The following is a 13,129-nucleotide window of genomic DNA, read 5'->3' on the forward strand; positions in this document are numbered from 1 at the left end:
ATGCTAGCTTTTTTTTAAATGAAAGACGCTAAGATATTCACTCTCAATCAGGTCTCTTTGATATGCTAAAGAAGGAAATAAAATGAGTGTTAAAATTATTGCTGTTGATATGGATGGAACCTTTCTCAACGATCAGATGAGTTTTGATAGAAAACGCTTTAGTTCACAATATTCCCAATTAAAAAATAATGGAATTAAATTTGTTGTCGCCAGTGGCAATCAATATTATCAGCTAATTACATTTTTTCCAGAAATCGCTCACGAGATAGCATTTGTCGCTGAAAATGGTGCCTACGTTAGCAACGAGAATACTGAAATTTTTTGCGGGGAAATCTCAGAAGAAGATTGTAATAAAGTTATCAACACATTATTACCAATATCCTTTATCGAAATCATTGTTTGTGGCAAGAATGGGGCTTACATGTTGAGTTCTTCAAGTAAAGATTTCTTCACAACTATGAGTCAATATTACTATCGCCTTAAAATTGTTGATAATTTTAATCAAGTAAATGAACCGATATTCAAGTTTGCAATAGGTTTACCCGATGAGAAATTGAACGACTTTATGGCGTTTATCGAGCGCGAACTAGCGGGCATTGTTACTCCCGTATCCAGCGGTCATGGCTCTGTCGATCTGATAATACCCGGTGTACACAAAGCTAATGGCATTAAATTACTGCAAAAAATATGGAATGTGAAAGATGAAGAAGTTGTCACATTTGGTGATGGGGGTAATGATATTGAAATGTTGAAATATGCCGGCTTTGGTTATGCTATGGCTAACGCGCCCGAGAATATAAAAAAAATAGCAAAGTACCAGGCAGGCTCAAATAATGACTCCGGTGTGCTCAATGTGATCGATAAAATTCTAAAAAAAGAACTGCCTTTCGTATGAATGCGAATTAATGCCCCAGATACCCCTTTCATAATCTAATTTAAAAGAAAGTGAAAGGGTTACATCAATGGCGTTCAAAATTCTAATTCTTTATTATGTACCGGTAGCGAATCAGCGAATCAGCGAATCAGCGAATCAGCGAATCAGATAAAAGACAGCCCGCGAAAAACGTATCAGATAGACTTAGTTAAATTCGCCGGCTGATGAAAACCATGAGAGGTTAGCGCCCTTTCTTCTTACGTCCAGGCTGGGTAAAACGTTTACGTGAAGCTGAATTACCGTCAGGTTTTTCAGTTTTTTTTGGTCCGTTGCTGCCTACGCTTTTAGGTGTTTGTGGCTTAGGACGTGTTTTTTTCACTGTTTTTTCTTCGGACGATGAGTTTTCAATCAACTTAAATAAGCCGATAAGTTCATCATCGTTCAAGTCTCGCCACTCGCCCAGTGGTAACCCTTTCAGGTTGATGTTCATGATCCGGGTACGTTCAAGCTTAGTGACCTCATAGCCAAAATGCTGACACATGCGGCGGATTTGGCGATTAAGTCCTTGTACTAACGTGATGCGGAAAACAAAAGGTGCTTCTTTCTTCACTTTGCATTTTTTGGTTACCGTTCCGAGCATAGGTACACCAGCCCCTAAACCACGAATAAACTCTTCAGTCACCGGTTTATTGACAGTCACCACATATTCTTTTTCGTGATCATTCCCTGCGCGCAAGATCTTGTTAACTAAATCACCTTGATTCGTTAGGAAAATAAGCCCCTGAGAATCTTTATCCAGTCGTCCGATAGGAAAAACTCGTTTACTGTGATTAACGAAATCAACAATATTATTGTGTTCAGTGTCTTCCGTGGTGCTGACGATACCAACCGGTTTATTTAGAGCGATCAAAACTAAGTCATCTTCATCGCGCACATCGATAAGCTGACCATTAACTTTTACCACACTCCCAGCATATACCTGATCGCCAATCACAGCCCGCTTACCATCAATGAAAACATTTCCCTGTTCAATATAGCGATCAGCATCACGGCGAGAGCAAATACCGCTCTCACTAATGTATTTGTTAAGGCGAATGGATGTGTTGGCCAAATTAATTCTTCCGTAAATATTGAACTATACCACGTTAAGTGGCGAAATTTGCAGTGCTGCTTAACAGAAAGAAAACGAGATAATATGGGTATCTTTGATAACCCAATTTTAGCTCGCCCTCTGCTTACGATACTGCCTAACGCCGGTTTCAATAATCTACCGCATAATATCAAATTTAGGCTCAAGAACATGATGAATGTTGCAATGTAGACTAGTCACTATTCAATCTAACAGTCATGTAAACTCGATTTTTCAGGGAAGGCTGCTGTTGTTATGAGCGAGAATCTGACGCTATTGCTAAGCAGAAACAGTGCGAAACGTATCGATTAGCTATGGCAATTCAGTTTTCTTTAAACTGGGATTATATTGCCTGGCAAGAATTACCCTAGTTATCACTGCTGGGTAGAACATAAACAATCTGCTCAGGGAGTTGAGCCAACAGTTCATCAATCACTACGCGGATCTTTTTGGCACCCATTGTGCCTTTGCCGCCCTGCGCGGTACGGATGATTCGCAGCCAGCAATTCAGCGGGGTGTTGCGTTATCGGATACGTTGATCGACGAATTAAAAGCAAATAATTTGCTAATCATCGGCGCGCCAATGTACAACCTTAACGTTCCGACAGATTTGAAAAAATGGTTTGATCTGGTGGTTCGAGCAAGAAAAACCTTCCGCTACACCGAAACCTACCCCCAAGGATTGGTAGAAGGTATTCGAGCTGTGGTGATTAGCACACGGGGCGGCGTGCATGACGGACAACCAACCGATGTGGTGACCCCATATCTACGATCCATTCTGGGATTAATGGGGATGAGTGATATCGATTTTATCTATGCCGAAGGGATAGATATTAGACCCTATGGCCGCGACACCGGTATCGCCCATGCCCGACAGCATATCGCCCGCTCGGCACAGTTGGCATGATAGCCAACAGATTGCCAATACAGGCTTGTCCTATTTTTCATAAAACCAGAGTGTGTTGAGATTGTTATTCCACTATACCGGGAATTGATAGTAGCAACAAAGAAAGAGCCTCTCTGTATTGCTTATGATTTATATATTGATGAAAAGGATTCAGGACATTTCATTTTTATAGAGGAATGGCCGAACCATTCGGCCCTTGACGCTCACTGCTCAAGTGAACACTTCAGACGACTCGTACCTTTAATTGATCGACTCAAGCGGAAAAAAGCACATTACATTCTTATGAATTCCTTAGTGAATCCATACGTCTCGTAAGAATAGATAAGACAGTTAAGTCTGGTTTTGTATTTTACACTTTCTCAGAAACAGACTCTGATAACTCAAACCAACAGATTGTATCAGCTAGAGTTTAACATCATGATTTAGTGGCAATAGCACAGCCATCATTGCTAGAACATACGGTGATCTGACTACAAGCCGTCAAAATCAGGTAAAAGACTGAGTGTTAATTTCTTTGGCACTTTTATAATTTATTCCCCTTACTTTTAAGAGGTATCATTTATGAATTTTACCGTTGGAAATTCTTTTTTAACTACCAATATTAATAATAAAAAAATACACGAATTGATGACTAAAAACTCTATCCCGCAGATGAGTTTATGGGAAAAAATAAAGGGCTATTTTTTTGAAACAGGTCAAAATGAGGCATTAAAATGTCTTTATGAATTATTTCACCCCGCAACTAACCTTACAAGCAACGATGTAGAAGGCATATTCTTTAAATTAAAAGAGTTAGCCTCACCTATATATAAAGAAAGATTTTGTAGTAATCACATTGATAGTTCAACAACAGGAAAGTTACATATAAAAGGTGATGATAGTAGCGATTTGTTGTGTATTGAACAAAAAGGTGAATTATGTAACTATACTATTTTAGATAAAAAATTTATTTTTGACATTCCACTAATAGAATCTTCCGCTAAAGAGAGTCAATTTGGCACAAAAAATTTATCCATACATTTTCGCAATCGACCTCACCCCCAGTTCAATCCCAACATAAAATGGATGATAAATGAAAAAGCATGTATTTCATATCAAGGAAAAAATATCAACTTAGATTATACAAATCTATATGATAGGTTTATGAGAGAAGTCAGGAGCATTAATAAAGGTGATGACTTTGCAACGTGGAAAAAAGGGGAGAGAACAACCTATCTATCAGCAATAATCAACAAACAAATAGACAAAAACTTTACAAAATTAAATATAAAAACATCTAGTCAAGATAAGGATGCTATTTTCAATGGTGCTCATAAATATATTAATGATGGGAATTTAAAACTTGATACTGCATGTGCACAACCCTCGATAAAGCAATGTATAAAAACATATATCAACGGGGAAAGTGAAATAAACACACTCTTTGAGAAAAACTCAGAAGAAAAAAATGAAGTTGTGTCAGAGATAGTTAATAAAATAAGTGATCGTATTTATGAGGATATTTTTGTAGAGGACAATGGCTTAATAGAAAGGTTATCATCTTATGTGAACGATTATTATATACGCAACACTCATCTTTCTTAACATTAAATTTATCGGAATTACCCCCTACTACAATAACTAGACATGATCACTATCTAATTAAAGGCGACCGTGTAGGCGGTTGCCGAATTAAATAAAAAACAACTTTTCGTCAGCACCCGGCTAATGTTATATTTTGCGGTGATTTATGAAAAAACACCATTGTTTTAGTATCCCCCCAACATAAACCGTTATAATCTCTTCCTACTTCTGCAGCTACATAACGATAGGCAAAATTAGATTCCGGTACGTTGTTATTGGGCAAAAGGTGAATCGCGTCAAATACTCATCATGATTATAATTATTAACGTATGAGTAAAAATTTAGCGATGTGATGAGTTAAAAATACTCACCAGACTTCAGAAAATAAAAATACGATTGCTAATCGCGCCCTAACATAGTGGCCAGCATGCTGGGTTGGATATACAGGTGCCAAAAAATAAAAGCCCCACAGTGAGGTGAGGCTTCATTTAGCACAAAATCATCTGTCTTGCAGAAAGATAGTACGACTTTCTTAATAACTGATAATTTTTCGCCCACTAACGATAAGTCGCGCTGGAACGCCCCGGTTTTACAAAGGGTAAACCATTGATATCAAGAAAGCGGAAAACATCATATTCTGTAAATTTATTTTTAGGCCCCAACATCACATCGGAAATAACCTCTAGATTTGAGAAATCAAACTCATAATAGGATGTCAAATAACCAGAGGTGACCCGATATTTTACATCACTAAGCTGATCTGGCTTGTCAATATTGGGAATGTCTACACTCAGTGATGATGACGGCCAATAAATTATTCTTTTTTCTTTTTCTTCTTCAAACGCTGGGTTTTTAACACGCAATCCCAATTCGTTAAGCTCATCATTGAGGCGATCTTGGTAACTTTCCCCCTCATGACGCCTTTCATAGCCTTGCTGCAATAAATGACTTATTTCCCGTTCTAACTCATGTGTATCCAGATATTCTATTTCATTCAATTTGATTCTTTTTTTTCCATGCAATGTACTACCCGCGTTTAACCCTAAACGCTCCTCATCAAATCCAATTGCTACTCCCTCACCATCTTGTGCGTAGGCGCGCCATTGGCTCAATGAATCATTATCAGTTGAGAAACAAGCAACATATTTGGGCGGGCCACCTACCGTATGAGCTGACCATATCTCTTTGCACCATTCTAAATTTGTATCATTTATCATTTTATTTAACGCTCGCTGAAGAGCGCTCTCAACCCATTTGTCCTCTGCGAAGTCATTCATATTGTTTGTTGCAGAAAGCCATAACTTTTTTCGCTCTATAATCTGTAGGAACGTCTCGGGACGGCAATAATGGTATATCAGTGGCATTGTATAATCCCCCGGCAGTGTTAGGCATTTATTCTATGGGAATCGAATCTATATGTCCTTGAATGGCCCGCATCAATTCAGCATACAGTGCTTTTATTTTCTATGTCATGTTCTTATCCCTTGTATGCTCTGATCCGCTTTCGTCTGCAGCGAACAGGCCGATTTAATGCAACGATGATTCACTCCATCCTGTGCGGGGTCACGGTAAGGCGTATCCGTTTTATCTTTGCAGTAACCCAGAACAGTGCCAATAGAAACATTCCTGCAAAGCTAGATACTGGACAAGCCCGTTAGTGATAAATATGAATCTGCAACCGTGTGTCTTGTATTCGGCAAGAATATTTAAGGGAATTTTTGACTGGGAAGGAACACTGGGAGAGAAGCAGACGATATCGAGGCATAAAAATATTACGCAAACAGCAAGATATGATAGGAAAGTCGAGGCTATGCTTTTGGTGAGGGTAGTAAAGTGGATGTTGTACCCGTAATGGGTGGCAGGATAGGGTGAAATGTGATTTCAGACACAAAAAAACCGCCTCACGGCGGTTAACGACATACTTATACTGCTTTGTTTTACTTAGATTTGTTTCCATGGTGCCCGGGGCGGGACTTGAACCCGCACAGCCATAAGCCGAGGGATTTTAAAACGCCGGTAATATCTTTTTCTTTCATAAAGTTAACTGATTTTTTCGCCAAACTACGCATTTAATTATATGTAACAGATCAACAATTTAGGAAATCAGATCGAAGAATATGGCGAAGAAAACACAAGGGATTAAAAGTAACGTGTAAATAATATTTTTATTGCGAATCACCGTCATGGGGTGTCGAGGTCGAAGGTTCAAATCCTTTCATGCCGACCAAATATCCTCAAAAAAACCAATCCGTTAGGGTTGGTTTTTTGTTTGTAGGATTTGGCTGGTGTGGCTGTGGTATGAAACTGGTGTGAAGAGCCGACCAGGCATTTATACTTTAACCCAATAGGCATCCATGCCCAGCTATCATATACACAAACTATCGCCAAACACATCAGCTTTGATATCGATACATGTCCACAAAATCGCCGATACTTAAGTTCTGAACGTCAAGGTTACTACTATTTGTCAACTCTTAGGATGTGCGTTTGATGACACACCAATGTCTGACATGATAGTACATGGAGCAGTTAAATCACGATATTACCGCTACTCACTTAATTTATTATAATTGTCCGAGTCGGATAATATTTTCAAGAAGTTTACTCCAAAATAAATAGCCCCTTCTCTCGTAAGATGTACAGTATCAAAAAAAATAGGCTTTAAATCTTTAGTCAAAACATTACATGAGTTTGCTTCAGGACAGGTTAATTTAATCATATCCACGAAGGTTGTTCCTGGTACTTTTTCTATATTTTCATTTACTTTATCTGAATCAATATCTCTAAATTTTGATGCGTATTTATTAATACCATCAATACGCCCAAATAGATTAACAAGTTCAATACTGCTCTTGCTTAGGTTCTTATTACCAAATAAGTATATTTTAGCTGTTGAAATCTCTGATATTGCAGCAATAGTACCTTTCATTTTAGGAATGGATTGACTAGCCCACTTCATTGAAATGAAAATTTTATCTGCTTTACTAAGTATTTTTTTATCCATAAATGAATTCATCTGCCTTTCACACTCAGGAATAAGACTAGGCGCATTCATAACTGCAGGATTTTCAGCCGTCCAGAACTTCTGTCTTTCTGATTTATTAACATAAGGACTTCTACATCTAGTATTTATTGATATAGCAATAATATCGTATTTATCGATAATCCCAGCCTCATTCATTATGTTCATGATGTCAGCTGATTGAGAATCACCAACAATTAGAATTTTTTCTTTCCCGTTATTCCTGAAATCATGCTTATTAGTTAATTCTCTTTGTGTCTTTCCTACGTACCTCTGTAGAGAAGGTAGATCAATGTCGTTAATTTTCTGGATTTTCTCTGGTAAACGCCATACCCATCCCTTGCTAGCCCAACTGCTTGAGGCGGTGATCATCATCACTATTGCTATGCATGAGCATGCCAACGAGAAAGCAGAGCCCGAGATATTGAATTTTTTAGGGTTTCTAAATGGCTTTTCTATGAAGCGGTGCATGACCACAGAAAGAGCGAACGTCGCAGCGACCAATCCATAGCGCTCTATACTGGAAACCTCATTAACAAAGATATATTGAACAAATACAACTAACGGCCAGTGAATTAGGTATAGCGAATAACTAATTTCCCCAATATAACTAACTGGACGAAGAGACAGTATCTTGGCTCCTATCGCTTGCTCGCCTGAAAGAATAATCAGTGCAGCACCAATAACGGGCGGCAACGCATTTAAGCCAGGGAAGGCAGTTTCTGTTGAGTATGAAAATATTGAGTAAAATACCAATGCGATACCCACAACAAAAATCATGTTGGGCATATAGTATTTAGACCGCATAAATTTAGACCGACCAACCAAGAATGCCAGACCACCTACTGCAAATTCATAGAAACGATATTGCGTTAAATAAAATGCACCAGTTGGGTCATATTTCAATGCAAATATTGAAGAAATCAACCCAGCAATGGTTACTGATACAACTCCAGCTGCTGTTATTCTTCTACCAAACTTAATCAATAAAATTAATATTGCAGGCCATATCAAATAAAACTGTAGCTCTACACTCAGTGACCAAGTGTGCAGAAGTGGTTTTACTATAGATGCAGAGTCGAAATAATCAGCCTCCATCCAGAAGAATATATTAGATATCCCACCCAGTGCAAAAATGGTTGACCCTGACATCTTAGCGAAATCAATCGGAGAGAACAGCCAGAAAGCTGCGGCATAACTAAGGATTATCGTTACAAGCAATGCAGGGAAAAGACGTCTAGCCCTTCTTATGTAGAAATCAGAAAAGCTGAACCTGCCAGCCTCCCCTTGTTTCATTATCCCGCCGGTTATTAAATAACCACTGATAACGAAGAATATATCAACGCCAACAAAGCCACCAGAAAAATGGCCTATTGAGAAATGATAGAGCATTACCGAAATCACAGCGATAGCGCGGAGCCCATCGATATCACTTCGGTAAGATCTAGCTGTAACTTTGTCTTTTCTTTCTATGCCAGATAACATTAAACCATCCATTTCAAAGAGTTATGGCAGTCATAATTCTACTACTATCTACGAAGATGAAAGATTATATAGAGATTTTATTAATTATCCCACAACTGATTACATAAGCATGGTTGTATATTATTGATTATTCAGGGGATGGTAATAGATTTTGAACTTCCTGCTGAAAGGTTGAGTAAAAATCATGCCAACTCTTATCTGACGAACTAACAACCCCAAAGAAACGATTTTCATCCTCTGGTTGAGGGCTTCCAAAATATGAAGATATCTTTTTTCTATCTTCATTAATAAATTCAACATTAATCATATATATTCCTAATTTAGAAAGTGTAGCTAACAATGGAAATTACTAATGAATTTGTTGATGCGGAACCATATCCATACGAATAATAGGTAACTCCCGAAACAGGGGTAATAATCTCTAAGTATGTTACATAGTTGGTCGATGTGATATTTGCAGCCTGTCACCCAATCCCATTAGGACCAGCGTATAGAGATGTCGCAAGGTTATATACTGCACCAGACGGGCCACCATTAACGCTTACGTTAGCGCCAATTGACTTAGAATTAAGTGGCGCAGCAGAGATACATGATAACTGTGTCGGTGTTGATTGACCTGTTGATGTGGTCAATATATTAACCTCATTTCCAACGAACTTTCTACCATCCTGATAACCAACCACAAATAACCCGCCAGACACGCGCCAAATACTTACTAATACAGATGATGTATAGCTACAGGGCAAATTTCCGTTACAGTAGAAGAGGTTGCATTTGTAGCAAATAATGCAGACACTGATGTTACTGGGTTATAAATTAAGTAAATTGCAGCAAAACCATTATTTGGAACCGTACCATTAGTTCCTCCTGCACCTGAAGTGCCTAAATGTGTGGAGTAGACCCCATGAGCGAAGTTAGCGGTAAATTATTGACTCGCGCCGAATTGGAAGAGATCACTGGCTTTGTTTAGCCTAAAAAGCAATGTGAATACTTGCGTGAAAATGGCATTTTTATCATCGAACGTAAAGATGGCAGGCCCAGTACCACATGGATGCATGTAGAAAATCCATATTCTTCCCGTAATCTCATTCAGAACGCACCCGACGATCAACCTAATTATGGGGCTATTTAATGTCACGTCCACGCAAAAAACCAGCAGACAACTGGATGCCACCTCGGGTTAGAAAAGGCAAATCAGCATATGAATTTAGGACTATAGATGGCCGGACGATCCGGTTATGTGGGTTTGAATCTAGTCAGGCTGATGTATGGGTTGCTTTTGAAAGGCCCATGATCAGCCAGAAAGAGGATTCTACATTCACTGGTTTGATTAATGAATTTCTGTTGTCTGGTGATTTCTGCGAACTTGCTGCCGAAACACAAAAGGACTACCGGAAGTATTCATCAAAAATAATTGCTGTTTTCGGAAAAATGATGCCAGACAACATAAAACCAGAGCATATTCGGAAGTATATGGATAAGCGTGGAGTAAAAAGTAGAGTCCAGGCAAATAGAGAAAAGTCTTTTATGTCGAGGGTTTTTCGTTGGGGTTACGAGCGAGGAAAAGTAAAATTAAATCCATGTCAAGGAGTGAAGCAATTCAAAGAAAAAGCTAGAACCCGCTATATAACGGATGAAGAATATATAGCGCTTTATGACGTTGCTCCCCCAGTAGTCAAAGTAGCAATGGAACTGGCTTATTTATGTTGATCTCGGCAAGCGGACATTCTGGATATGAAAAAGGGCCAACTGCTGGAAAATGGTATTCTAATACAGCAAAGCAAAACCGGAGTTGCACAAATTAAAGCTTGGCCCCCCCGATTACGTGAAGTGATTCGCCTAGTTGGCACCCTTACCTTGAATGTTGGCGTAATGAGTATCTATCTATTGCATCAGCAATCAGGTTCACGCTTCACTCGCGATAGCTTTAATGCTCACTGGATGAAAGCAAAAAAAACGGCAGCCATAAAATATCCAGAGCTAGAGTTCAATTTTACGTTCCATGATTTGAAAGCTAAGGGCATCTCGGATCTAACCGGTTCTTTATATGATAAACAAGCTATTTCAGGACACAAAAATGCATCTCAAACTGCACGGTACGACAGAAAAGTAAATGTTGTTCCCGTAGTGGGTGGGCAGGATGTGGCGAAATGATATGGTGAAGCAATGGTGAAACGTGATTTCAGGCACAAAAAAACCGCCTCACGGCGGTTAACGACATACTCATACTGCTTTGTTTTACTTAGATTTGTTTCCATGGTGCCCGGGGCGGGACTTGAACCCGCACAGCCATAAGCCGAGGGATTTTAAAAACTCTTAGGACAATCTGCAAATCAATCACTTACGTTAAATCAGTAAGTTACCAAACACGATAGCGGGTTAGTTTGGGTTGTTGCGGGGGTGGTAGTCACAGTAATCCAAACTGAGTTTAATGCTAAGAAAAAATCAAATGTACTAACTTGTTCTTAATCTGACGCCTTTGCTATTCAGCATATAATCAGACCTCACTGTTGTCTCAATACTATGAATGGGCGCTACTTACATCACTGTGTGACAATCATCGAGAAACTGGTTATTCACTCACTCATGAAACTGCAACTAGCACGGAAGGGTAACAACTCAGAACAGCCCTGCAAGAGGGCCGTTCTTTGATATAATCTTGTTTAATAGCTAATTGCTAACTCAGATGAGATTGACCATTTCATCAATGGATTGCTTTAGCTCTGCTTCGGTATATCGGTTGGCTTGCATTGTTACATTTTCAGGATGGTGTATATGGTTTCGAATGAACGACTGTAACGTTGTAGGTAGTGGTAAAAGTGGGGCCCCGTTTCTTTCCTTCGTCCATTGCTTATTAGATGCAATGCCTTGAGTATTTAGCCACTGGTCAACAAAAGAAATATTGGTCAAGCCATTTTTCTCTTGTAAATGTCCATAAAGCTCATTATGTAAGTCAATAGTAGGTAGATCATATGCTCTATAGCTAATCTCCCCCCAAGACGGACTCCATGGAAACATAGGCGATGTAGTGGCTACTGAAATGGTATTTCTATTATTTACCTTTTTAAAAATGAAAAGTCCCGTATTTTTTAGGTTTGGAGAAGAAAGCATAAATGGAGAGTGTGTGGTAACGAAAACCTGTTTGGTTTTTGATATAACCATCAGTGCATCCAAGAGTTTTTTCTGCCCTGTAGGATGCAGGCATATTTCAGGCTCATCTATAAATAAATAAAAGGGTTTGGAGACTGGGGCATTTGCAGCATTAGATGTTAAGTCAGCATAAACTTGCAGCAAAGATAAAGCCACAGCTCTCTGCATCCCATGCCCCTTTTCACTCATAGGAACAGAAACACCATCATCAATAACAATACTAGCCGTTTTGAAAAAATTCTCTATTTGTAACTCTTCAAATGAAAATGATATGTTAGCCCCCCCAAACTGGGATGAGAATACATTCTGAACCATGGTTTCTATCTGTGCTATTTTATTTCTTAAATCCGATGCTGGATTATTAAAAAGACCATGATAGCTACTTTGGAACGCTTGATATTCTGGTGTACTCGTATGCCCAACTGCTATTTCTTTTAAGAGAGAACCGCAGATCGTTGATGCGCCGAACTTAGACTCATCACTAGGATTCGTGTCAGCCCATATGAAATTATTATCGTAAAATTTTTTGAATGGTGCATCTATCCCCGTTGGATTAGAATAGCTCTGATTAGAATCATCCCAAAAATTGATTTTCTTTATTTCATCTGGAAATTTTTCATTCCATGACCGTTTAACTTTAAAACACTCACACCCATCATTAATATATATGCCGTTCACAAAAGAATTCACTTTGTTTGGTTGCACATGAGCGTTAACAGTGGCTGAGATGTTGCCTGTGTAAGTAACCTCAATAGAAAAATCATTAAAAATCACAGAAGGGTCAGATTTATTAATTAGCGATGCTGCATCTTTCTTTGTACTATCCTTTATAAAATCGAGAGTTTCAAAAACAGTAGACTTACCTGAGTTATTCTCTCCAACAAAAATATTAAGCCCACTACCTTCCGTAACTCCATCAGGGGTATTGAAATTTATATTATGCGTTCCTTGATAACCTTTGAAATTTTCAATGTCAATTGATTTTATAAACATAGCTAA

The 13,129-nt window shown here is 38.7% G+C and carries 9 protein-coding genes and 2 pseudogenes; 6 read left to right on the forward strand and 5 right to left on the reverse strand.

Annotated features, from left to right (window positions below; translation table 11 throughout):
• Nucleotides 1-82: 82 nt before the first annotated feature.
• A complete protein-coding gene (locus ACIOG0_RS12795; protein WP_050098287.1) occupies nt 83-895 on the forward strand; it encodes a Cof-type HAD-IIB family hydrolase in 813 nt (270 codons plus the stop codon).
• 220 nt (nt 896-1,115) lie between these two features.
• Here ACIOG0_RS12795 and rluF read toward each other — a convergent pair whose 3' ends face one another.
• Complete coding sequence (gene rluF, locus ACIOG0_RS12800; RefSeq protein WP_050098288.1) at nt 1,116-1,985, reverse strand: 23S rRNA pseudouridine(2604) synthase RluF; 870 nt, start codon at nt 1,983-1,985, stop codon at nt 1,116-1,118.
• Nucleotides 1,986-2,466: 481 nt separating this feature from the next.
• On the opposite strand from rluF, the pseudogene ACIOG0_RS12805 reads away from it, so the two are divergent.
• The 3 genes and pseudogenes from ACIOG0_RS12805 to ACIOG0_RS12815 all read left to right on the forward strand — a co-directional run.
• A pseudogene (locus ACIOG0_RS12805) lies at nt 2,467-2,910 on the forward strand (NAD(P)H-dependent oxidoreductase); the annotation flags it as partial.
• A 39-nt stretch (nt 2,911-2,949) separates the two neighbouring features.
• On the forward strand, nt 2,950-3,225 hold the full coding sequence (locus ACIOG0_RS12810; protein ID WP_050296310.1) for a putative quinol monooxygenase: 276 nt from the start codon (nt 2,950-2,952) through the stop codon (nt 3,223-3,225).
• Between the two features lie 246 nt (nt 3,226-3,471).
• Nucleotides 3,472-4,494 (forward strand): hypothetical protein, encoded by a 1,023-nt coding sequence (locus ACIOG0_RS12815; RefSeq protein WP_404704845.1) that lies wholly within the window; start codon nt 3,472-3,474, stop codon nt 4,492-4,494.
• A 536-nt stretch (nt 4,495-5,030) separates the two neighbouring features.
• Here ACIOG0_RS12815 and ACIOG0_RS12820 read toward each other — a convergent pair.
• The 3 genes from ACIOG0_RS12820 to ACIOG0_RS12830 form a co-directional block, all read right to left on the reverse strand.
• Nucleotides 5,031-5,750: a DUF2971 domain-containing protein gene (locus tag ACIOG0_RS12820; RefSeq protein WP_050098291.1), complete on the reverse strand. Its 720-nt coding sequence runs from the start codon at nt 5,748-5,750 to the stop codon at nt 5,031-5,033.
• A 1,271-nt stretch (nt 5,751-7,021) separates the two neighbouring features.
• Nucleotides 7,022-8,980 carry an acyltransferase family protein gene (locus ACIOG0_RS12825; RefSeq protein WP_164908317.1) on the reverse strand — a complete coding sequence of 653 codons (1,959 nt, stop codon included), beginning with the start codon at nt 8,978-8,980 and terminating at the stop codon, nt 7,022-7,024.
• Nucleotides 8,981-9,107: 127 nt separating this feature from the next.
• Nucleotides 9,108-9,287 (reverse strand): hypothetical protein, encoded by a 180-nt coding sequence (locus ACIOG0_RS12830; RefSeq protein ID WP_128451017.1) that lies wholly within the window; start codon nt 9,285-9,287, stop codon nt 9,108-9,110.
• A 684-nt stretch (nt 9,288-9,971) separates the two neighbouring features.
• Here ACIOG0_RS12830 and ACIOG0_RS12835 point away from each other — a divergent pair.
• Both ACIOG0_RS12835 and ACIOG0_RS12840 read left to right on the forward strand, forming a co-directional pair.
• Entirely contained in the window at nt 9,972-10,112 is a 141-nt protein-coding gene (locus tag ACIOG0_RS12835) for a hypothetical protein (protein ID WP_404704846.1), read from the forward strand.
• Nucleotides 10,112-11,134 (forward strand): annotated as a pseudogene (locus ACIOG0_RS12840) (tyrosine-type recombinase/integrase). Before ACIOG0_RS12835 ends, ACIOG0_RS12840 begins: the two are co-directional and overlap by 1 nt.
• A 528-nt stretch (nt 11,135-11,662) precedes the next feature.
• Here the strand turns inward: ACIOG0_RS12840 and ACIOG0_RS12845 are convergent.
• A complete protein-coding gene (locus ACIOG0_RS12845) occupies nt 11,663-13,123 on the reverse strand; it encodes an ATP-dependent endonuclease (protein ID WP_050124295.1) in 1,461 nt (486 codons plus the stop codon).
• Nucleotides 13,124-13,129: the final 6 nt, after the last annotated feature.

Source organism: Yersinia vastinensis, assembly GCF_044905075.1.
GTDB lineage: Bacteria > Pseudomonadota > Gammaproteobacteria > Enterobacterales > Enterobacteriaceae > Yersinia > Yersinia vastinensis.